The organism is Amnibacterium soli, from assembly GCF_039544415.1.
GTDB classification, from domain to species: Bacteria; Actinomycetota; Actinomycetes; order Actinomycetales; family Microbacteriaceae; genus Amnibacterium; species Amnibacterium soli.
Window position 1 is genome coordinate 251,774 of sequence record NZ_BAABLP010000006.1, and the last position, 22,336, is coordinate 274,109.

The following is a 22,336-nucleotide window of genomic DNA, read 5'->3' on the forward strand; positions in this document are numbered from 1 at the left end:
GACTTCTCAGCCCGCGGCGATGCCTCCGGGCATCCCGTACGGGCTGGCGCCGAGCGGTGCACGCGAGTCGCGCCAGGCCCGCAGATACAGGCGGAGGAAGCCTGCCCGCCCCATCCGGAACGAGCTCGCCGCCAACCACAGGCTCACGAGCACCCCGTTGCCGAGGAACCTCATCCGGCTGCCTGCACTGGTGGCGCAGGCGCGGCTGAAGTGGATCGAGTTCCGGAGGGCGAAGTACGCACGAGCACGATCTCGGGATCTGATCATCCTGGTGAAGTAACCGCCACCGTCGTCATCGTCCCCCCAGCGGTCGACGGCGTCACGGACGACCGCCCCCGTGTCCATCACGAGGCGGACGCCCGCGCGGTGAAGCCGTCGTGTCCAGTCGAAGTCGTCCGAGTACAGGACGAAGCGGGTGTCCGGCGGTTCGGTGCGGTCGATGTCCTCCACCTGGACCAACATCCCTCCGTACGGGTTGTACTCGATCTCCAGCACCGCCCCCTCGGCCACGGGCGACGACCTGCGAAGGCGCCGCGCCAACCGCTCGAAGGCGTCGACGCCGCAGAAGTGCCCGTCCCGGGGACGGATCGCCTCCAATGGCGCCCCCGCCTCCAGAGCAGCGAGGTCGGCTTCACGGACGCAACACACCGCGAGGGCTGCCTCGGTCTCGCTGCCCGCACGGAAGGTCTCCAGCGCCCTGCTCAGACACCCCGCATCGGGGCGGTTGTCGTCGTCGAGGATCCACGCGAAGTCCGCGTCCGAGGCTCGTGCGGCCTCGAGTCCAGCGGCGAAACCCGCAGCCGATCCGTGATTGATCCCGAGGTCGAGCACGCGGAGCGGCAGCCCCTCGTCGAGGCGCATGCGCTCGAGCGCGGCGAGCGACGCGAGGGACGCGCCGTTCGCGATCACGATCGCCTCCGCGGCGCCCTGCTGGAGCCCGCTCCGGACGGTCCCGGAGACAAGCTGGGCCCGGTCGCCGTACGTGACCGTCACCAGCGCGACCTTGGAGGTACGGCCATCGCGCCGGTCCGTGCTGAGCCTCACGATGCGTACGGTATCGCGGTGGCCGTCCGAGTGGCGACGGCGCTCACTCCCGCCGGAAGCCGGCTCCCAGTGGACGGCCGTGCCTCCCGAACGCGCGGGCCCGCCGCCGCAGAATGAATGCATGCCGCCCATTCGCCGATACATCGAGATCAACGGCCGCTGGCTGAGCAAACCCATGACGGGCACCGGCCGGTACTCGGAGGAGGTCGTGAAGGCACTCATCGCCGCAGGGCACCAGGTGCTGCTGTGGGTGCCTCGGAACGCGCGGCTCCCCGAATGGACTTCGGAGGTCAGCATCCAAATGCTGGCCTCCAAGGGGCAGGTATTCGAGCAGGTGCACCTCCCCCTCAGAACCCTCGGACGGCCGCTGCTCTCAATGGGCGGTCCTGCGCCGGCCTTCAAGCGGAGGCAGGTCGCCGTGCTCCACGACGCGACGCCGTTCCGCCTCCCCGAGACCTACAGCCGCGCTTTCGCCTCCTGGTACCGGTGGCTCTACCGACGCATCGCGCGGTCGAAGGCGACGATCGCGACGGTCTCGACATTCAGCGCTCGCGAGCTCGGCGAGTTCCTCCACCTCGACGTCGGGTCGATCGTGCTCGCGGCCCCGGCAGGTACGAGCAGTCCCGGCTCAACCGTGCCCTCCGACCGCCTGCCGGAGAAATTCTTCCTGACGGTCGGCACGCCGGCCCGCCACAAGAACCTCCTGCCGGTCATCGAAGCCGTCGCCGGCCAGGGCATGAACGTCGTCTGCGTCGGGTTGTCCGGTTCCTCCCAGGTCTTCGCATCGTCCGCGCTGCCTCATGACGAACGCGTGGCCCGACTCGGCCGGGTCTCCGACGAGGAACTCCAGTGGCTGTACCGCAACGCCCAGGCGCTGCTGTTCCCGTCTCTGTACGAGGGCTTCGGTCTTCCCGCGCTCGAGGCACAGCTCGCAGGATGTCCCGTCATCGCGTCTCAGGCAGGCCCGATGCCCGAGGTCCTCGGCGACTCCGCACTCCTGGTCGATCCGCAGCGACCTGAGTTGTTCGCCGCGGCGGCGCGATCGCTGCTCGAAGAACCCGCACTTCGTGAGGACCTCCGACAGAAGGGCCTGGTCAACGCCGCTCGGTTCGCATGGTCGAGAACGGCGACGATCCTGGCGTCCGCGATGTCGGCACGCGTGCACTAAGACCGAGGCGGTTAGCCGTCGTTCTGGAATAGGGTCAGCGCTGCGCGTTGACCCTATGACGGCCGGCTGATCGAGCTCGACCGAGGCTTCCCCGCTTCGCCTGCAGCGACTCCGCCGCACCTACGACGATCCCGAGGTTGATCCAGAAGAAGACGTGCAGCATCTCGTAGCCGATGATCATGTTGAAGGCGATCAGCACGCCGCCGACGCCGGTGGCGAACAGCAAGCCGGCCCGGTTCGCCGCCTCGGTCGACGAGGCACCGTCGCCGATGCCCTGTGAGCGAGCGCCGCGCACGAGTGCCCAGACGAACACCCCGAGGATCGCGGCGAACATCGCCAGCGCCGGGATCCCGGTCTCAGCGAGCACCTTGAGGTAGTCGTTGTTCGGGTAGTACCCGTTGTCGACTGGGATGCCGAGCTGCTGCGATCGGAACGCCCCGTACTGGCCCGGGCCGATGCCGAACACGGGGTGCGTCTGGAAGGCGTGGACCAGCAATGTGGCGTTGTCGGCCCGTTCGGTGAACGCTCCCGCGGAGAGCCCGGCCTTCAGCGCCTCCTGGAACGTCGGGAGCAGCGAGGCCACCACCCCCAGCAGCACGAGCAGGAGTGCAGCGCATGCGCCGAGCACCGTCCACCCTCTTCGTCGAAGACCCCATCGCTGACCGAGCCGCAGCAGCCAGACCGCGAGTACCACGAGGATCGACAGCAGCGCGAACTTCGATTGGGATAGGACGAGGACGACGAGGCCGGCCGCGCTCAGCAGGATGTAGCCGTACCCGCGCCGCCCCACAGCGAGCAGGAGGCCGGTGACGAAGAGCACGGAGAGCTGCTGCGGTTCGGTGGCCGGTCCGACGACGCGCGGAATCGGTCCGGACGTGGGCCAGACGCCCCAGGCAGCACCGAACGTCTTCAGCACCGAGTCGTCCTGCAGGCGGAATCCCACCCAGTACAGCACCAGGCAGAGCACGCAGATCACGACCGTGACCGCGCAGGACACGATGAGCATGGTCGCGATGGTGCGCGGACCGACTACGGCTGCAGCGACCGCGTAAGCGAAGACGATCGCGATGCCGAGAGCCACTGCGTACTTGGAAAGGTCCATCACCGCCGGGTTCAGCTGGAAGTCCGGCGTCGCGCTCCGGACGACCAGGCTCACGACGAGCCACCCCAACCACAGGACGCTCAGGCCGGCGAGCACCAGAACGCGGCGCGGCGGCCTGCCGCGGGTGCAGATCGCGTCGGCGATGCCTGCGACCACGGTAACGGCCACGAGCACGCGTTGCGCCGGGATCGCCACGCCGCCCACCACGACCCGCGCCCAGACCAGGGAGTACGTGATGAGGCAAGCGCACAGCAGGACGGCGAAGACCGACCTCGCGATCCGCGACGGACGACTGCGCGCAGCATCCAGCGAGCCGACGTGATCCGATCGCACGGGTATCGCTGCCGTCGCTCGCCGCGCGGGAGCACGCGGATCGAAGTCGGTGTCGGTCATGCGCGCGTAGCCGATGCCTGCGGAACGATGGAGTCGACCCACCCGCCGAGGGCGCTCCGGAACGCGGCGTCGGAGAAACGATCCGCCGAAGCGGAGATCACGTCGCGCGGAAGCTCTCGTACAGCCCTGACAGCCCGCTGCAGCCCCTCGCGATCGAACTCTTCGAGGAGGTAGCCGGTCTCCTCGTGGCTCACTGTCTCGAGCAACCCGCCCGCCCCGACCCCGATCACGGGGGTCCCGACCGCCATCGCTTCGACTGGCACGATGCCAAAGTCCTCGACAGCGGGGAAGACCAGAGCCGTCGCTCGCTTGTACAGCGCGTGAAGAACGGCGCTGCTAGGACGCTGCACGATGCGCACGTCGACGCTCGCCCCGTCGGCCAGCGAGCGAATGGCGTCCTCCTCCGGCCCACCGCCCGCGATGACGACGGGCAGTCCAGTCGCCACTCCGGCCTCGATCACGAGGTCGAGCCGCTTGTAGGACACGAACCGCGACACGCCGAGGAGGAACTCCTCGGGAAGACCGGCCACCACATCTCCGTCGGCCGCATGCTGCCACGCCTCCTCATCGGCGGAGCGCCGCACGTCGAGCACAGCGACAGGCGGATAGATGACCTCGGCGTCGCGCTGCCAGTGCCTCCGCACCCGGTCGCGCACAAACCGGCTGTTGGCGGCGATGCTCGATGCCTCGCGCGCTCGCTTCCGATCGATCCACTTCAGCGGAGCCGCTGCGGCGCGAGCACTGAGGGCGGCGCCGCGCGGGTCGAGCTCGGGACTCCAGATGTACCGAGCAGGAGTGTGCACGTAGACCAGCTTCGTCGCATCGGGAGCCACCCGGAGATGATGCGCGAAGAGGTGGCTGCTGATAAGTGCCCACTCCGCCGAGGCCGCGAGCGCTTTCGATCGCCAGACGAAGGGCAGTGCGAGCGCCGCCGCGGGCTTCGAGTGGCGCAGGGGCGTCTGCGCGAGCGAGGTCTCGCGAACACGCGCGGGCGAGAAGCGCCCCGGCGCGTTGTTCCAGGGCGTCACGATCGGCGTCTCGGGGAAGACGCTCGCCATCACCTCGAAGACGTTCTCGGAGCCGCCCGTCGGCTCCAGCCACTCGTGCACCAGCACGCCCTTGCGCGAGAGATCGTCGTTCATGTCGGATCGAAGGTAAGCGACAACCACCCGAACGGGGGGTAGCGCCCGGCGAGTCGGACTTCAGCCGCTCCGCCACGCCCGACCTCAGCCGGCCAGGACCCGGTCTGATTAGGAGCGGGCGGACTGACCGAGCAGCTCCGCCCACGGGAAAGGGGCCGATGTCGCACCCCGGCTCCTCGAGGTGCAACGCCGTCGAACGCCTCACGGCGCGCTAAAAGTCGACCCGCTCGACGCCCAAGGCGCCCGTGCGGACCTCGGCGACGGCGCGGCCGAGGCGGGATGGACGCAATCCGTCAGGGTCCTCGACGGTGCGATCCTCGCCTCGATCGCGCCCCGCAGACGAACAGGAGCATCCGATGCGGCGCGGAGAGACCCGCGCGCAGTGGACAAACGTTCGATGCTTGGTGCTGCACCTCTGGGCCGCGCGCCGCTCGCGGTACCTCCCTGTTGCTTCAGTGGAGCGGGGACCGCTCGTTCGTCGAACATCCGACCCCAAGCCTGACAGCAAGGGCCAGCGCGCTCCCGCCGCCGGTCGGATCGACCGAACCGGCTGACTCGAAAGCCCCTGCGATTGCGGACATGCGGTCACCAGTGGGCCCGGGTCGTTAACTCACCGCGCGCCCCTGGACTGGAGGACGGTCTTCACCGTCCACAGCAGGATCACGAAGTCATCGAGCAGCGACCAGTTCTCGGCGTAGTACAGGTCGAGCCGGATGGTGTCCTCCCATGAGAGGTCACTGCGGCCACTGACCTGCCAGAGGCCTGTGATCCCGGGCTTCACGAGAAGTCGTCGCCCCGCCGCGTTGTCGTACAGGGCGACCTCCTCCGCTCGCTGCGGGCGGGGGCCGACGATGCTCATCTCGCCGCGCACGACGTTGAAGAACTGCGGCAACTCATCGAGCGAGTACTTGCGGATGAAGGCGCCGAACCGAGTGATCCGCGGGTCGTTCTCCACCTTGAACAACGGCTTGTCGTCGGTGCCCTGCTGACGGAGCAGGTCGGCGAGCTCCGCGTCCGCACCGATGCGCATGGAGCGGAACTTGAAGACGCTGAACGCCTTGCCGTTCAACCCGATCCTCTGCTGCCGGAACAGCACCGGGCCGGGCGAGGTCAGCTTCACACCGATGGCGGTCGCGAGCATCAACGGTGCGGTCAAGATGATGGCGATCCACGCGAGCCCGAAGTCGAGGACGGTCTTCGCGGTCTTCTTGCCCCCCTCATAGGACGGGGAGTCGACGTACATGAGCGGAAGGCCGCCAACGGGCCGAGTATGGATGCGGGTCCCGGCCACCTCGGTGATCGCTGGGGCGACCATCAGGTCGACCCCCGTGGACTCCAGGCGCCAGCCGATGCGGCGCACCGCTTCCGGCGGCAGGTCCTCCGAGCCGGCGAGCGCGACAGCGTGCACGCGCTGGCGGCGCGCGACCGTACCGACGTCCTCGAACGCCCCGAGGCGCTCGACGGGCAGGTCGGAGGTAACCGCCGCGGACGAGTGCTTGGGCACGCAAGCACCCACGATCTCGAAGCCGAGGTACTTCCTACGCGCGAACTCCTCATGAAGGTGCGCGACTGAACTCGGGGCTCCGACCAGCAGGACGCGGATGAGGTACCGCCCACTGCGCCGCTCGCGCCGCAGCCACTGCCGCCAGGCCCATCTCGAGGCAATGAGGAACAGCACGCCGACAGGGAACGCCGTCACGATGTAGCCGCGCGCCGGCAGGAACTGCAGGAGCAGCGCGACGATCGCCACGAGTCCGAAGAGTCGGAAGCTCGCCCCGGCGACGCGGCTGTACTCGGTGAAGCCGGAGCCGATCACTCTCGGGTTCCTCGTTCCCAGAACCTTGAGGAACACGAGCCAGAGGACGAAGGTCGCAGCGGTCGCCGCGGAGTACGGCACACCCAACGGCAGCACGGTCGAGACGATCGTCTCCGAGCTGTCGATGCCGATCCAGATCGCCTGGGTACCGAGCAGCGTGGCCGCGAGGATCAGCGCGTCCGACACCACGAGTCGCCGCTGGAACGCTTTCTCCCAGGTGGGGTTCGTGCGGCGGATCGGCAGGCCGATGGGTTGCTCGTCGCGCAGACGGCGCACGCTTCGAGCCCGGGGCGCATCGCCCGCGAGCCGTGGTCGTTCCGTGGTCACAGCCACCATTTCCCCCAGCCGGTCAGTCTCCTGGTCGACATAGGTTCTATTTGGAAACGGGTAACCCGTTCGAGGCACGCCGACCTTCGAGCACATCGCGGATGACCAATGTGTCCCGGTGGAGGATCAGCATCCGCACAGCGACGGCGACCAGATACCCGATCACGGCTCCGGACGAGTTGGCGACGACGTCCGCGAGGCTGGACACCCGGCCGGGCAGGAACAGGCCCTGAGCGATCTCGACCGCTGCGGAGAGCGCCGCTCCACAGACCACGGCCAGGAACGAGAGCCGGTAGGGGAAGAGGATCCCGAGCAGGAACCCGACCGGTACGAAGAACACGATGTTCGCGGAGAACTCGATGAAGCCGTAGTCGACGAAGGTCGGCATCCCCCGCTCGTGCAGCTCCTGCAGGACGCGGTCGAGGTAAGGGTCGATGCTCCGGTCGACGGTGGTGGGCCACAGCGTGACGAGCAGCACGACGGCGACGTACATGATCGTGAGCACGGCGACGAACCGCACCCGGAACGCGCCGGCGTGCGTCGCGCGGCTCATGGCGGTCGAGGATACGGCCGAGCCCCGCTCGGGGTCGGGCGCCCGCCCGTCGGCGTGCGGAATAGTTGGGCAGATGCGCGGAATCATCCTGGCCGGCGGCTCCGGCACGCGGCTGCACCCCATCACGATGGGCATCTCGAAGCAGCTCGTGCCCGTGTACGACAAGCCGATGATCTACTACCCGCTGTCGACGCTGATGCTCGCCGGCATCGACGACGTGCTCGTCATCACGACCCCCCACGACGCCGAGCAGTTCCAGCGCCTGCTGGGCGACGGCAGCCAGTTCGGCATCTCCATCAGCTGGGCCGTGCAGGCCGAGCCGAACGGGCTCGCGCAGGCGTTCGTGATCGGTGCGGACTTCATCGGCGACGAGTCGGTCGCGCTCGTGCTCGGCGACAACATCTTCTACGGCGACGGCCTCGGCACCCAGCTGCGCCGCTACTCCGACCTCGACGGCGGCGCGATCTTCGCGTACTGGGTCGCCGATCCCACCGCTTACGGCGTCGTGGAGTTCGACGCGGCCGGGAAGGCGATCTCCCTCGAGGAGAAGCCGAAGGCCCCGAAGAGCAACTACGCGGTCCCCGGCCTCTACTTCTACGACAACGACGTGAAGGCCATCGCCCGCGACCTCGCCCCCTCCCCCCGCGGCGAGTACGAGATCACCGACGTCAACTCCGCCTACCTCGCCGCCGGCAAGCTGCAGGTGGAGGTCCTCCGCCGCGGCACCGCCTGGCTCGACACCGGCACCCACGACTCGCTGCACGACGCCGGCGAGTACGTCCGCACCATCGAGCACCGGCAGGGACTCAAGATCGGCTCCCCCGAGGAGGTGGCCTGGCGGCTCGGCTTCCTCGACGACGACGGCCTCCGCACCCGCGCGGAGAAGCTCACCAAATCCGGGTACGGCCAGTACCTCCTCGCACTCCTCGAAAGGGGCAAGCAGGCATGAAGCTGCTCGTCACCGGCGGCGCCGGGTTCATCGGCTCCAACTTCGTCCACACGACACTCGACAGCACCGATCACTCGATCGTCGTGCTCGACGCGCTCACCTACGCGGGTAACCGCGCCTCGCTCGAGGGCCTGCCGACCGACCGGTTCGAGCTCGTCGTCGGCGACATCGCGGATGCGGCCCTGGTCGACCGCCTCACCGGGGAGGCCGACTCCGTCGTGCACTTCGCCGCGGAGAGCCACAACGACAACTCGCTGCACGACCCGCGTCCGTTCCTCGACACGAACATCATCGGCACCTACACGCTGATCGAGGCCGCGCGGCGCCACGGGACCCGCTTCCACCACATCTCCACCGACGAGGTCTACGGCGACCTCGAGCTCGACGACCCGAACCGGTTCACGGAGCAGACGCCGTACAACCCGTCCAGCCCCTACTCGTCGACGAAGGCGGGCAGCGACCTGCTCGTGCGGGCCTGGGTGCGCTCCTTCGGGCTGCAGGCGACCATCTCGAACTGCTCGAACAACTACGGGCCGTACCAGCACGTCGAGAAGTTCATCCCGAGGCAGATCACCAACGTGCTCGACGGCGTCCGACCCAAGCTGTACGGCGCCGGCCTCAACGTCCGCGACTGGATCCACGCGACCGATCACTCCCGCGCCGTGCTCACGATCCTCGAGAAGGGCGCGATCGGCGATACGTACCTCATCGGCGCGGACGGCGAGGAGGACAACAAGACCGTCGTGGAGACGATCCTCGAGCTGATGGGCCAGCCCGCCGACGCCTACGACCACGTCACGGACCGCGCCGGCCACGACCTGCGGTACGCGATCGACTCGACGAAGCTGCGCACCGAGCTCGGCTGGCAGCCCGCCTACGGCGACTTCCGCACCGGCCTCGAGAACACCATCGCCTGGTACCGCGACCACCAGGACTGGTGGCGTCCGCAGAAGGCTGCGACCGAGGCCCGCTACCAGGAGCAGGGCCAGGCCTGACTCCGGGCCGGCGCCCTGCAGGCGAGTCGGTCGTCCGTCCCTTCCGAACACGCCGCGTGAGTGGCCGCGTCCGAGCGATCGGTCGCGTTCACTGGCCGAGTGTCCCTCACCTCGCACCAGTACGCTCCACGGACCCTGGTCCGGCGAACCCGGGTGACGACACTCGAACGGCGCGCAGGCCGCACGCCCCGCTTGAACACGTTGACGGGGCTCCGATTCGGGGCAGCTGCCCTTGTCCTTCTCCACCACGTCTCGTACTTCCTGGTTCCAAACGGCCCGTTCGGTAACCTGTTTGGAAGCGGTTACGTCGGGGTCGCCTTCTTCTTCGTGCTCTCGGGGTTCGTGCTGGGTTGGGTCCACGACGGCCGCGTGTCACTCCGTGACTTCTATGCGCGTCGGTTCGCACGGATCTACCCGCTTCAACTCGTCACCGCTGCAGCCGCGGTACCGGTTGTCCTCATCCTCGGTGTGTCCTTGAGCTGGCCGCGCGTGATCGCGAACCTCCTGCTGGTGCACTCCTGGGTGCCACTCGAGAGCTGGGGCTCTTCACTCAACGGAGCCAGTTGGTCGCTCGCTTGCGAGGCGTTCTTCTACGCGATGTTCCCGGTCGTCATCGCCGTGGTCACTCGGGTCCGCTTCCGAACCCTCGCAATGACGACATTCCTCGCACTCGTGGTCGTCGCGATCGCCGTCAGGTCGAGTACGTCCGCCGAAATCGCATCTGGCTTGCTGTACAAGGGTCCGTGGTACCGGCTCGGCGAGTTCGTCCTCGGGGTCGCCCTGGCCGTCGCCGTACGACGTGGCTACCGGTCACGGGTCAGCCTCAACTGGGCCATGGCCGTCGCGGCTACGACCTACGGGCTGATCGTCGGAGCCCTCCCGCTGCTCTCCGTGAGCACGACGCGAGTCGTCGCCGATCTCTTGATCCTCCCTGCCACCTGCCTGCTGATTGTCGCGGCAGCCACCTCCGACCTCGACGGTCGGAGGAACGGCTTCGCCTCCAATGTCGTCGTCAAGCTGGGCGAGGCGTCCTTCGCCCTGTACATGTGCCATTTCCTCGTTCTTCAGATGTGGACGCGCTTCGTGGCGGCGCTGATGCCCGTGTGGCTGTCGTGCGTCGTCGTCATCGCACTGTCGATCGCGCTCAGCATCGTCCTGCATCAGTTCGTCGAGCGGCCGGCCGAACGCGTCCTGCGGTTTCTGCTCAGTAGCAGAGCTCAGCCGAAGCGTGCCGTCTCGATCGGCGCCGACAGGTACACGGACAGCGGCGATGGGACAAATCGGGCGTCGGCGGAGATGAGTCCCGGCACGCGATGAGGTGGGCCAATCCCGGTCAAGCAAGGCAGCGTAAGGACCGTCGACCTCGAGCTGACACGCAGTACGGCGCGCCATGCCCGCGCCGCCGCTGGAGCCCCGGACTTGAGTCGTTCCCAGACTGAGGGGTAGCACCGAAGAACCGTCGGGTGCCGGACGCCCGCCGGGCACTCCGACGCTGCGGGCGATTTCTTCGAGCCCTGGTGAAGATCACCGGCGCTTCTCACGGTGCCTCGGCGTCAGAAGCCAGGCTCGAGTGCCCTGAACGTCCGCCGTAGGCTTCCCTTCCGGCGTGACCGATGCGCCGGAACGGAGAGACCGTGGAGCACGTCAAGAAGCTGATGCGGACCGAGACTGCGATCCCCGGGCTGGTGCTCTTGGACCTTCCGGTCCCGGGCGACAACCGAGGATGGTTCAAGGAGAACTGGCAGCGCGAGAAGCTGCTCTCCCTCGGTCTGCCTGACCTCGACCCGGTGCAGAACAACATCTCCTTCAACGATGCCGTCGGCACCACCCGCGGCATCCACGCGGAGCCTTGGGACAAGTACGTCTCGGTCGCTACCGGGCGCATCTTCGGCGCGTGGGTGGACCTGCGAGATGGTCCGACCTTCGGCGCGGTGTTCACCGCCGAACTCGACCCGAGCCGGGCGATCCTGGTGCCGCGAGGCGTCGGCAACAGCTATCAGACCCTCGAGCCGGGCACCGCGTACACGTACCTTGTCAACGACCACTGGTCCCAAAACGCCGAGTACACCTTCCTCAACCTGGCCGACGAGACGGTTGCCATCGAGTGGCCGATCCCGCTCGAGTCGGTCGAGATCTCTGTGAAGGACCAGGCGCACCCGCGCCTCGCCGAGGTCGAGCCGATGAAGCCGCGGAAAATGCTCGTGCTCGGCGGCAACGGACAGCTCGGCCGAGCGCTTCGAAGGACGTTTCCGGACGCCGAGTTCACCACGCGCGCAGAGTTCGACGTCACCGACCCCGCAGCCTGGACGTCGAAGCACTGGAAGGACTACGGAGTCATCATCAACGCGGCCGCGTACACATCCGTCGATGCAGCGGAGAGCCCCGAGGGCCGCAGGGAGGCGTGGGCGGTTAATGTCACCGCGGTCGGGGCGATGGCGAGGGTCGCTGCGGCGAACCGCATCACGCTCGTGCACGTCTCCAGCGACTACGTCTTCGACGGCAGCGTCGAAGTGCACTCTGAGGACGAGCTCTTGTCCCCACTCGGCGTGTACGGCCAGACGAAGGCCGCTGGCGACGCGCTCGTCCGGACGGTGCCGAGCCATTACATCATCAGGACGAGTTGGGTGATCGGTGACGGGAACAACTTCGTCCGGACGATGGCCTCTCTCGCGGAGCGCGGCATCGACCCGTCCGTCGTGGACGATCAAGTCGGGAGGCTGACCTTCGCGGAGGAGATCGCACGCGGCATCGCCCACCTGCTGTCCGCCGCCGCCAGCGGCACCTACAACCTGTCAAACGCCGGCTCGCCGATGTCGTGGGCGGAGGTCGCGCAAGTGGTGTTCGAGGTGACGGGGCACGAGCCGGGTCGGGGCACCCCCGTCTCCACGTCCGAATACTTCGCTGGCAGGAGAGGCATCGCGCCTCGGCCGCTGCACTCCACACTCGACCTCGCTCGACTCGTCGAGACCGGTTTCGAGCCCGTCGACCAGGTGACTGCACTTCGCGAGTACTTAACGACTTAACGTGCACCCGAACAGTTACCCCCCGTCTTGGAGACACGCGCTCGGGACGTCCCTGCTGCGACGATCTTCGGGAAGCATGACCGACCGGCGCGTCATTGAGCGCCGATCCGTCTTCCGGAAGGACCTGCATGCGGCGCCTCCTCGCCACACTGACGCTCACGGCGGTCGCCGTCGCGGGCGTCGCTCTGACGTCAATTGCCGAATCGGCTTCGGCCAGCACCGGGCAGAAGTATTACGTGAACTGCAACGCGAAGGTCGCGGGCTCCGGGTCCGAAGCCTCTCCGTGGACCTCACTCTCGAGCATCTCCAGTCACGGCGACTTCCACCCCGGTGACCAGGTCCTTCTGAAGCGCGGAAGCTCGTGCCACGGTCGTCTCAGTACGACTGGAAGCGGTGCAGCCGGCTCTCCCATCGTGCTCGGCGCCTACGGCAAGGGGAGCCGTCCGCTCGTGGCGGGCAGCGGTACGGTCGATTCCACCGGAGCGGTCGAGCTGCGGAACCAGCAGTACTGGACGATCCAGGACCTCCGCATCACCAACACGGTGGGTGGGCGCTCCTCGAAGCTGTACCGCGCGGGCGTCCTGATCAGGAACGACAGCGCCGGCAAGCTCTCCGGGATCACAGTGCAGCGCGTCGACGTCCGATCGGTCGCGAGCAGCATGAACAAGAACTACGGCGATCCTCGAGAGTGGGGCGGCATCATCGCGGTCACCTCGACTCAGCGCAGCGCGAACTGGTTCAGCGGTCTCACGATCCGCAACAACACGATCGCGGGCGTCGGCCGCACCGGCGTCATGGTCTCGAATCACAACTACCCGAGGTCGGCGGACACGGGCGTTCGGGTCTCCTACAACCGCATCGACAAGCCGCGCGGTGATGGAATCGTCGTACGGGGCACGTTGAGCGCTCGCGTCGATCACAACCGCGTCTCGAATGCCAACAGCGCCTGGCCCTGCGCCGAGTGCGGCAAGATCTCGCCGAAGACCGCCAACGCAGGCATCTGGACCGCGACATCGAAGAACACTCGCATCGATCACAACGAGGCGTGGGGAACCAAGGCCAAGGGCGGCGACGGCGAAGGATTCGACGTCGACGTATCTGCTGTAGGCACCGTCGTCGAGTACAACTACGCGCACGACAACGAAGCCGGCGGCGTGCTCCTCTGCGGATCGCGGAACGCGGTCGTGCGCTTCAACATTCTGCAGAACAACGGTCGGTCTGCGATCGCATTCATCGGCTCGCGGCCGGCGCGGAACACCTCGATCTACAACAACACCATCTACAACTCGTCGAAAGCCGGCGCGCGCGTCGTGCGGTACTTCAACGGCGCGCACGGGTCCGGCATCACGTTCAAGAACAACCTCGTCTACAACTACAGCTGGAACAACTACTTCTGGCCGACGAAGAAGGTCACGACCGCAGCCAATACGCTGATCGGGAACCAGGGCGCGGGCCGTCCCCGCGACGCGAAGACCTCGTGGGTGAACCCCGGCCTGAAGAAGGCGGGCTCGGGCCGGACAGGAATGGGCACGCTCAAGGGCTACAAGCCGAAGCATCCGTCCAGCTTCAAGCGCGGTGTCGCCATTCCCAAGACGGTGAAGGTCGACTTGTTCGGGAAGCGGATCAATCCCAGCAAGCCCCCTCGCGGCGCCGCGGGATAGCGAAGGGACGAGGAAGACGAGAGCGCCGGGCGGTTCGACCGCCCGGCGCTCTCGTGTCATCTCACTTCGTGCGGGCGCCCTTCGCCAGCGACCACGCGCCCCACCCGACCCAGTTCCGCGCTCTGACGGACACCGTGTACGAGGCATGGTGCTTGAGGCCGCTCACCAGCTTCGCTCGGAGCCGGTCGTCGACCTGGGCGGTCCTGACCGTCTTGCCGTGCAGCGCGATCCGCACCTGGTACGTCGCCACTGGCAGTGCTCCCGAGACCGAAGCGCCCCTCCAGCGAACGCGGATGCCCGCCACCCTGGTCGTCACGCTTGGCTTCGCGACCTTGCCCGGCTTCTTCGTCGCCGAGACGTTCGCGCCGCTCGCCTTGGTCTTTACCGAATCGCGGAGGGAGCTCGCGCCGGTGCCGTGGCTGTTCTTCGCGGCGACCCCGATCTTGTAGGTCGTCGACTTGGCCAGATGGGAGAGCGTCGCAACACGTGCGTTCTTCCCGACCGTGGTGCGCTGCACCGCCTTGGACCCCTTGTACGCGGTCACCACGTACCCGGAGACCTTGTCCGCGACCGCACCCTTCGGCGCACTCCACCTCACGGCCGCCTTCGTGGGACCTAGCGCGATCGCATCCGGCGTGCTGACGCGGCTGGGACGCGAACCCGGAGCAGGTGACGGAGAGGGAGAGGGCGCGGTAGTCGGCGTCGATGTCGGAGTCGGAGTCGGAGTCGGAGCCTCGACGACGCCCGTGGAGGTGTCGGGATACCCCTTGAAGCGCACGAGGCCCGTCTGGCGCTCGCCGTTCACCTGCTGGAACTCGCCGCCGTAGAGGAGGTACCCGGCGCCCTGAGTCACACTCCACGCGGCCTGGTACGCGCCCGTGTAAGTGCCGACGAGGAACGTCGGGTAGAAGTCGACCAGGCTGGGCGCGGGCATGCCCGCGAAATCCTGGTAGCTGCCCGGACCCTGCTGCGTGTTGTGCTGCAGGGTCTGGGTCGGGGACTGGCTGAAGCCGATCGCTCGATGCGCGTCCGGGCTCATCTCGCCGAAACCACCCAGGGTCGAGCAGTTGTGCGAGTGACTGGCGACGTACACGGCGTCGTCGAACGGCACGCTCGAGTAGGTGTCACCGTGGCAGTCCTCCAGCCACTGGATCGAGCCGTCAGCCCAGCGCATGGCGACCATGCCTTCGAGGTTCGCATCTTGCCAGGTCGTTCCAGTCGCCTGACCCGTGGCGTAGACGATGTTGCCGAGGGTGGACAAGCTGTAGATCGACGAGCTCGCCGTGGAAGGCGCGATCGGATCATCGACGACACCACCGTTGTGGATGACCTTCCCGGCCGCCCAGGGCAGCGAGCGGCCACTCGTCGAGTCGACTGCGGCCATACCGCGGCCCGGCGCTGACTGGCCGTTCGTACTGGTGAAGCTGCCGCCGATCAGCGCCTTGCTGCTGTCCGGGGACAGGACGACGGCCCGCACGACGCCGCCTGCGGGCTGCGGAGCCCACGGGAGCAGGTTCCCGCTCTGATCGAATGCCGCCGCACGGCTCCTCGTGGTTCCGGATGCCGCGGTGAAGCCTCCACCCACGAACACGCGGGACCCGACGGCGGTGACTGCCATGGCGGTCGTGTTCAGCACGGGCGCGAAGCCTGGAAGGACGGCTCCACTGTTGGGGTCCAGCGCGGCGATGCGACTCCTGGTCACCCCGTTGATGCTCGTGAAGTCGCCGACGACGTACAGGCGGGTACCGTCGGGCGACGACGCCAATCCGAGGACCTGACCGTTCACCTGCGGCGCGAAATCCGCGATCAGCTCGCCCGTGTCGACGTTGTAGGCGAGCAGGTTCGCCCTGGGCGTCTTCGGCCAGCTCGGCCTCGCACCGGCCACCTGCGTCTGCGCGAAGGAGCCGCCGGCGAACACCGTGTGCCCGATCACCGTCTGCGCCCACACGACGCCGTCCACCTGCACCGTCGGGAGCGCCTCGCCGGAAACAGGAGTCGGCGCCTTGGTATCAGCCGTCGCCACGACCGGAGTGAGGGCGATCAGCGCCGCGGCCGAGAGGACGCCCGCCAGGGAGAGCGCGAGGGCGCGCCGGAAGAAGGGTTGGGTAGACCCCATGGATGTACCTCGATGGGTCGAGAGATCGGCTCGGGTAAGCCGGTTCGGGTGGCGCCACTGTAACCACCCGACCCGTGATCATGGAAGAAGACGTACCCCGCCTCCATGTCTTGTCCCCCGAAGCCCCTGGCACGTCAGGCGCAGGTAATTCCTGAATCGCCCGCCGCGCCTCCCGTCGACCCTCACCTTCGACCGTACGTTGAACCCATGGCCATGACGCTCCGCCTCAGCCCCGCCGAGGACGAGACCCTCGCCCGGCTCGCTCGGCAGTTCCGGATGAGCAAGAACCAGGCGGCTGCGCAGGCGATCGACATCGTCGCCCCGAAGCGCGACCACGCGGAGTTCGTCGAGCGCTCCACGAAGCGCCTGCTCACGCGGTACAGCGGCCTCTTCGAGCGCCTCGCGGACGCCTGAGACCTCAGCCGCCGACGACCGCCTGGTGACCGAGCGCGCCGATCAGACCTTGGATCTGCTCCACCGCTGACGCCGGCACGACAACGACCGGCCATGCGTCGTCCTCCTCGACGAGTCGGAGCGTGCGCAGGCCCCCTGCGGACAGGATCCGATCCGCAGCGGCGGTCGCGTCATCGAGCTCGTCCGTGTCCGTGACCTCGCCCAGGTCGGGCTGGAGCTTGAAGACGCGCGGCAGCTGCACCAGTGCGTCCGAAAGCTCCATCCCGGTGTCCTCGGTCTGCAGGTAGGCGAGCGCGCCGGCCTCGTCGAGCCCGTCGAGCAGCGCCTCCCACGGGTCGTCGCCCGCCTCCAGCGCCTCCTCGACGGCCTCCCGCACGGACTCGTCGTCATCGAGCAGCGCGCACAGCCGCTGCCACTCCCCCGCGTCGGTCATCGTGCGATCCTGCCGCACCCCGCTGCTGGGTAGCCTGGTCCCGCGCGTCCTCGACGGCGCGCCCGTCCACCCGCCCGCGCCGGTCCTTCTGGAGTCGTGTGTCCGACCCGTCCCGAACCGTGACGACGGAGTACCTGTCGATCGACGACGTGGTGCAGATCGTCGAGATGTTCAGCGAGTCGCCGCTGCGCGAGGCCGTGCGGGACCTGGGCCTGCTGATCGGCGCGGTCGACCGGCCGGCGCTGAAGTACCGCGGGATGGACGTCTACACGCCGCTGGCGATGAAGGCCGCCGCGTTCATGGAGAGCCTGGCCCGCAGCAACGCGCTCTTCGACGGCAACAAACGCCTGGCCTGGCTCGCGACGAACGTGTTCCTCGAGCTGAACGGCAAGACGGTGCAGTTCACCGACAACGAGATCTTCTCGCTGCTGCGGGAGGTGCAGCAGGGCTACCTCGCGACGAACGAGCTCGCGCACCGGCTCCACACCCGCATCGGACCCGCCTCCGCCTGAGCGGGCGCCGCGGTCAGCGCCCGAGCCACCGCAGCACGCGCCGGCGCACGCCGCCAGCGATGCGGCGGGCCTCCGCCTGCAGGCCGGGGATCGTCGACCGCCTCGGCCGGAGGTGGGTGTCGTGCAGCACGACCGCGCCGCGGCGGGTGACGTGCGCGGACCAGCGACCGAGCCGCTCCACGCCGCCCTCGGCGCGGAACGAGAGGAGGTAGCGGCCGGGAGGCACGGCGCCGCCGGCCTCGAGCCGCGGGTGGTTCGGGTCGGTGACGAGCGTGCCGGCGACGAGGTGGGCGTCGCCGCGGCGGGGCTCGAACCGGATCTCGACGGGGAGCCGCACGGAGCCCCAGGTCTGCACCTTCGGCACCGGCAGCACGAAGGCGTCGATCGTGCCCTGCGCCCGACCGCCGTGCAGGCCGCCGTCGCCGACGACGTTGCGGGAGGCCCCGTTCAGGTCGATCCCGAGCGTGCCCGCCTTGTTCGTGTAGGCGACCGCCGCACGACGTGCCGGCAGGGCGGGCATCGCGGGGATCTTCACCTTCACGCCCTGGCTCCGCGCGGTGTCGGACCAGTGGACGATCCCCGACAGCTCCCACACCGACTCGACCAGCGGGCGGCCGCCGGCGAGGCGCTCGGGGTCCGCGCGGAACGTGCCGCGGGAGACGGGGGTGACGACCCCCGGCGCGAGCCGCTCCCACACGGTCGTGCCGTCGACCTCCGCGTCCCAGGTGACGTACTCGGTGCGGGAGTGCGCGCCGACGCGCAGCACGAACGAGTCGAGGGTGTCCGTCACGTCGAGCGACCGGGGCGGGAGCGGCGCCGCGATGTCCGCCGGCAGGTCGCGGTAGATGCGGCCGTCCCGTTCGATGAGCCGCAGCGGACGGCCGTCGGCGCCCACCCAGCGCGCTTCGACCCGCCCCTCCAGCACGCCGCCGTCCCAGCGCACGTCGGAGCCGGTGAACCGCGCCTGCACCTTCTGCTCGTGGCGCCAGAGGTCGCCGAGCTGGTCGACGCGTCCGGCCCGCACGAGCACCGTGTGCGGCCAGGCGATCACGCCGAGCAGCGGGTCCTGCTCCTCGGGCACGTAGCGCTCGAGCACCGACTGCGCCCGCGGGAGCGAGCGGGTGGGCCGCTCGTCGTCCGCGGTGCCGCACAGCTTCGAGAAGCGCTTCAGCGCCCGGCCGCGCCACTGGTGCAGGAACTCGTCCTGCCGCGCGCGGGCGAAGTCCTCGCCGTCGAGCGTCCGGTCGATGAACTCGAGCAGCACGTCGAGGCGGTTCCAGAACTCCTTGCCGCCGGGGCCGTAGCTGCTCGAGTTGTTCTTGTCGGTGAGCACCCAGAGGTAGACCGGGGTGTCGGCGAGCAGCGAGACGACCTTCGCGTGCCGCCACGCGGCGACGTTGAAGAAGATGTCCTCCCACAGCTGCCGCTTCCCCTCGGGGAACCGGATGCCGTGCTCAGCGAGGAACGCCCGCCGGTACAGCTTGTGCGGGATCATCGGCATCAGCTGGTGGATGTCGCCGCCGGGCACCGCGTTCGCCACGTTGCCGTTGCGGAACGGCATCGTGCCCCACCACACGCTGCGGGTCTGCTGCTCCTTCGCGCTGACGACGTCGGCGCCGGTCTCGTCCGCGTACTCGGCGAGGCGACGCAGCGCGTCCGGGTAGAGCTTGTCGTCGTGGTCGACGTAGAGCACGTAGGGGGCGCGGGCGAGGTCGGTGCCGACGTTGCGGGGGCGGCTCGGCCAGCCGGAGTTCTCGATCCGCTCGACGCGCATGTTCGGCCGGGACGCGGCGAGCGCGGAGAGCCGGTCGAACGTGTCGTCGGGCGAGCCGTCGTCGACGACGATCGTCTCGAACTCGTCCTGCGGCAGCGTCTGGGAGTCGAGCGAGGCCATCACCCGGTCGAAGCCGTCACCCGGTGAGTAGGCCGCGATCACCACGGAGATTCGGGGATTCCCGGACACCACCACACACCTTCTGTTTCGACGCCGCCGCGGAGGGGCTGACCGGGCACTGTATCGAGTCCTCCTCTCACCCGGCGCAGGGCGGCGCCCTCCGCCTCCTCCCGCGGACGGTGATCGGCCGCCCGCCGGGCCCCGCCGGTTAGGCTTCGGTCCATGTCGACGGGGCAACGCTTGAGGACGGTCGCGGTCATCCTGGCGGGCGGCGTCGGGGTACGAGCCGGGCTGGGGATGCCCAAGCAGCTCGCCCGCATCGCCGGGAAGCCGATCATCGAGCACACGATCGCCGCGGTCGACGCGGCGGACTGCATCGACGAGATCTTCGTGATGATGGAGCCGAACCACATGGGCGCCGTCGAGGAGCTCATCGCCTCCGGCCGCTACCCGAAGCTGACCGGCGTGCACCCCGGCGGCGCGACCCGCAACGACACGACGCGCCTCGCGCTCGAGCAGCTCGGCGAGGACGAGTGCAAGGTCCTGTTCCACGACGCCGTGCGCCCGTTCGTCGACGAGCGGATCCTGCAGGACTGCGTCGACGCGCTCGACCACTACGGGGCGGTCGACGTCGCGATCCCGTCCGCGGACACGATCATCCAGATCAACACCGAGACGAACGTGCTGGTCGACGTGCCGCCGCGCGCGCTCCTCCGCCGCGGGCAGACGCCCCAGGCGTTCCTGAACTCCGCGATCCGCCGCGCCTACGAGCGCGCCGGCCGCGACAAGAACTTCGTCGCCACCGACGACTGCACCGTGGTGCTGAAGTACACGCCCGACGTGCCCATCGCGGTGGTCGCGGGCTCCGACGAGAACATGAAGATCACCGAGTCGATCGACGTCTTCATCGCGGACAAGCTGTTCCAGCTGAAGACGGCGGAGGCGGAGGGGCTGTCGTCCTCCGAGCGCGAGGCGGCGCTCTCCGGCAAGACGGTCGTCGTGTTCGGCGGCAGCGAGGGCATCGGCGCGGCGATCGCGGACGCGGCGCAGCGCTTCGGCGCGAGCGTGTTCTCCTTCTCCCGCTCCTCCACCGGCACCGACATCCGCAAGCGCAAGCGCGTGAAGGCGGCGCTGGAGGAGGCGAAGCGGCAGAGCGGCCGCATCGACTACGTCGTGAACTCCGCCGGCATCCTCGAGATGGGCGGTCTGGAGACCTTCAGCCACGAGGCCGTGAAGAAGACGATCCAGGTGAACCTGCTCGGGCCGATCATCATCGCCCAGGAGGCGCTGCCCTACCTCAAGGAGACGAAGGGGCAGCTGCTCTACTTCACGTCGAGCAGCTACACCCGCGGCCGCGCGAACTACGGCATGTACTCCGCGACGAAGGCCGCGACGGTGAACCTGACGCAGTCCCTGTCCGAGGAGTGGGTGGAGGCCGGAGTGCGGGTGAACTGCATCAACCCCGAGCGCACGAGCACGCCGATGCGCACGAAGGCGTTCGGCGAGGAGCCCGAGGGCACGCTGCTCGCTGCGGAGACGGTCGCCATCGCGTCGCTCGACACGCTGCTCTCCCCCGTCACCGGCCAGATCGTCGACGTGCGTCGGCGCGACAAGGCCCCGCAGCCCGCGTAGACCGCCTCCCCCGCCGCTGAGCGGCAGCCCCGCCCGCCGGGGCAGACGGAGCTGCCTCTGCGGGGCGGGGGTGCGGCTCGACTCGTCCGATGCGGCCCGAGGGGTGCTCCTCCCCAGAAGGCGACGCCTCGCGACGGCGCGATCAGCACCAGGGTGCTGCGCGTGGATCCCTTCGCAGTCGAGCTCACCGTCGTCCGTCGCGGCTCGTACGACGCCGGTGAACGGCGATCACTCTCGCGGGACGTCGAGCGCGGGTTGCGCACGCGTCTGCGGCAGGGGGTGACGGTCCGGACCGAGGACTGGGATGCCGGCGACGGCTGGCAGCGGGAGCGACAGCGGCACGTCCTGCTCGCTCGGGCCCTCGACGCCGTCTCCGACGAACCGCCCGTGTTCTCCTCCTGGTCCGCGGCGGTGCTGCACGACCTCCCGGTCGTCGACGCCCGGCTGGACCGGGTGCACGTGCTCGGCGGCGTCCGCGACGAGCGGCGCGGGCTCGACGGCGTGCTCACGCACGCCTTCACGATCGTCCCGCGCGAGCTCGTCAGCGTCGGCGGGCTCCTGGTGACTGACGTCGGGCGCACGGTGATCGACCTCGCAGGCGGGAGCGCCTTCGAAGCGGGCGTCGCGGTCGCGGACGCGGTGCTGCTCCGCGGACTGCCGCGGAGCCTCCTCGAGCAGGCCGTCGACCTCGCCGGACCGAGGCGGGCGAGCAGGCGGATCCAGGACGTCGTCGCGTTCGCTCACCCGGGCGGCGAGTCCGTCGCCGAATCGTGCGGCCGGGTGGGCATGTTCCGCCTGGGCCTGGCGCCGCAGGAGCTGCAGCACGAGGTGCGCGACCGCCAGGGGCTCGCCGGCGTGCTCGACACCTTCGACCGACGTCGACGGATCGGCACGGAGATCGATGGTCTCGAGAAGTACCTGAACCCGGCGCTGGCGCCGCAGGGCGCGGGCGCGGCGGTGGTCCGCGAGAAGTGGCGGGAGGACCGGCTTCGCCGCAGCATCGCCGGGCTCGCCCGGTTCGGGTACCGCGAGGCGCGGAACCCGGCACTGCTGCGGCCGGTCCTCGCCGCCGTCGGCCTCCGGCCGGAGCAGCACCGGCCCGCGCTGAGCGACTGGGCGGCGGAGGCGGCGCTCGCGCATCCACGAGTCCGCCGCTGAGCGG

18 protein-coding genes are annotated in these 22,336 nt (G+C 68.9%); 10 read left to right on the plus strand and 8 right to left on the minus strand.

What is annotated here, in order from left to right; genetic code table 11:
• Positions 1-6: 6 nt before the first annotated feature.
• Positions 7-1,266: a glycosyltransferase family 2 protein gene (locus ABEA53_RS14350; RefSeq protein WP_345481958.1), complete on the minus strand. Its 1,260-nt coding sequence runs from the start codon at positions 1,264-1,266 to the stop codon at positions 7-9.
• On the opposite strand from ABEA53_RS14350, the gene ABEA53_RS14355 reads away from it, so the two are divergent.
• Positions 1,253-2,212, plus strand: coding sequence for a glycosyltransferase family 4 protein (locus ABEA53_RS14355; protein WP_345481959.1), 960 nt, complete (start codon positions 1,253-1,255; stop codon positions 2,210-2,212). The genes ABEA53_RS14350 and ABEA53_RS14355 overlap by 14 nt on opposite strands.
• A gap of 34 nt (positions 2,213-2,246) precedes the next feature.
• Here ABEA53_RS14355 and ABEA53_RS14360 read toward each other — a convergent pair whose 3' ends face one another.
• From ABEA53_RS14360 to ABEA53_RS14375, 4 genes are all read right to left on the minus strand, one after another.
• Positions 2,247-3,707, minus strand: a complete 1,461-nt coding sequence (locus ABEA53_RS14360; protein WP_345481960.1) for an O-antigen ligase family protein — start codon at positions 3,705-3,707, stop codon at positions 2,247-2,249.
• A complete protein-coding gene (locus tag ABEA53_RS14365) occupies positions 3,704-4,849 on the minus strand; it encodes a glycosyltransferase (protein ID WP_345481961.1) in 1,146 nt (381 codons plus the stop codon). Before ABEA53_RS14365 ends, ABEA53_RS14360 begins: the two co-directional genes overlap by 4 nt.
• 610 nt (positions 4,850-5,459) lie before the next feature.
• Entirely contained in the window at positions 5,460-7,088 is a 1,629-nt protein-coding gene (locus ABEA53_RS14370; protein ID WP_345481962.1) for a sugar transferase, read from the minus strand.
• The gene (locus ABEA53_RS14375) at positions 7,039-7,545 is read right to left on the minus strand and encodes a VanZ family protein (RefSeq protein ID WP_345481963.1); all 507 of its coding nucleotides are present in this window, start codon (positions 7,543-7,545) and stop codon (positions 7,039-7,041) included. Before ABEA53_RS14375 ends, ABEA53_RS14370 begins: the two co-directional genes overlap by 50 nt.
• Positions 7,546-7,618: 73 nt before the next feature.
• On the opposite strand from ABEA53_RS14375, the gene rfbA reads away from it, so the two are divergent.
• From rfbA to ABEA53_RS14400, 5 genes are all read left to right on the plus strand, one after another.
• A complete protein-coding gene (gene rfbA / locus ABEA53_RS14380; RefSeq protein WP_345481964.1) occupies positions 7,619-8,494 on the plus strand; it encodes a glucose-1-phosphate thymidylyltransferase RfbA in 876 nt (291 codons plus the stop codon).
• Positions 8,491-9,489: a dTDP-glucose 4,6-dehydratase gene (rfbB, locus tag ABEA53_RS14385; RefSeq protein ID WP_345481965.1), complete on the plus strand. Its 999-nt coding sequence runs from the start codon at positions 8,491-8,493 to the stop codon at positions 9,487-9,489. The genes rfbA and rfbB overlap by 4 nt, the downstream gene beginning before the upstream one ends.
• A gap of 153 nt (positions 9,490-9,642) precedes the next feature.
• Positions 9,643-10,806 carry an acyltransferase family protein gene (locus tag ABEA53_RS14390; protein WP_345481966.1) on the plus strand — a complete coding sequence of 388 codons (1,164 nt, stop codon included), beginning with the start codon at positions 9,643-9,645 and terminating at the stop codon, positions 10,804-10,806.
• A gap of 296 nt (positions 10,807-11,102) precedes the next feature.
• Positions 11,103-12,512: a sugar nucleotide-binding protein gene (locus tag ABEA53_RS14395; RefSeq protein ID WP_345481967.1), complete on the plus strand. Its 1,410-nt coding sequence runs from the start codon at positions 11,103-11,105 to the stop codon at positions 12,510-12,512.
• Positions 12,513-12,640: 128 nt separating this feature from the next.
• The gene (locus ABEA53_RS14400; protein WP_345481968.1) at positions 12,641-14,173 is read left to right on the plus strand and encodes a right-handed parallel beta-helix repeat-containing protein; all 1,533 of its coding nucleotides are present in this window, start codon (positions 12,641-12,643) and stop codon (positions 14,171-14,173) included.
• Between the two features lie 61 nt (positions 14,174-14,234).
• On the opposite strand, the gene ABEA53_RS14405 is transcribed toward ABEA53_RS14400, so the two are convergent.
• Positions 14,235-16,196, minus strand: a complete 1,962-nt coding sequence (locus ABEA53_RS14405) for a fibronectin type III domain-containing protein (protein ID WP_345481969.1) — start codon at positions 16,194-16,196, stop codon at positions 14,235-14,237.
• A 300-nt stretch (positions 16,197-16,496) separates the two neighbouring features.
• Here ABEA53_RS14405 and ABEA53_RS14410 point away from each other — a divergent pair, with 300 nt between their 5' ends.
• The gene (locus ABEA53_RS14410) at positions 16,497-16,703 is read left to right on the plus strand and encodes a CopG family transcriptional regulator (protein ID WP_345481970.1); all 207 of its coding nucleotides are present in this window, start codon (positions 16,497-16,499) and stop codon (positions 16,701-16,703) included.
• Positions 16,704-16,707: 4 nt separating this feature from the next.
• On the opposite strand, the gene ABEA53_RS14415 is transcribed toward ABEA53_RS14410, so the two are convergent.
• On the minus strand, positions 16,708-17,136 hold the full coding sequence (locus ABEA53_RS14415; RefSeq protein WP_345481971.1) for a DUF6630 family protein: 429 nt from the start codon (positions 17,134-17,136) through the stop codon (positions 16,708-16,710).
• 119 nt (positions 17,137-17,255) lie between these two features.
• Between ABEA53_RS14415 and ABEA53_RS14420 the strand changes: the two genes are divergently transcribed.
• Positions 17,256-17,648, plus strand: coding sequence for a type II toxin-antitoxin system death-on-curing family toxin (locus ABEA53_RS14420; protein ID WP_345481972.1), 393 nt, complete (start codon positions 17,256-17,258; stop codon positions 17,646-17,648).
• A gap of 13 nt (positions 17,649-17,661) precedes the next feature.
• Here the strand turns inward: ABEA53_RS14420 and ABEA53_RS14425 are convergent, their stop codons facing one another.
• Positions 17,662-19,611 carry a glycosyltransferase family 2 protein gene (locus ABEA53_RS14425; RefSeq protein WP_345481973.1) on the minus strand — a complete coding sequence of 650 codons (1,950 nt, stop codon included), beginning with the start codon at positions 19,609-19,611 and terminating at the stop codon, positions 17,662-17,664.
• A gap of 153 nt (positions 19,612-19,764) precedes the next feature.
• On the opposite strand from ABEA53_RS14425, the gene ABEA53_RS14430 reads away from it, so the two are divergent.
• Both ABEA53_RS14430 and ABEA53_RS14435 read left to right on the plus strand, forming a co-directional pair.
• Positions 19,765-21,174, plus strand: a complete 1,410-nt coding sequence (locus ABEA53_RS14430) for an SDR family NAD(P)-dependent oxidoreductase (protein WP_345481974.1) — start codon at positions 19,765-19,767, stop codon at positions 21,172-21,174.
• Between the two features lie 162 nt (positions 21,175-21,336).
• A complete protein-coding gene (locus ABEA53_RS14435) occupies positions 21,337-22,332 on the plus strand; it encodes a hypothetical protein (protein WP_345481975.1) in 996 nt (331 codons plus the stop codon).
• Positions 22,333-22,336: the final 4 nt, after the last annotated feature.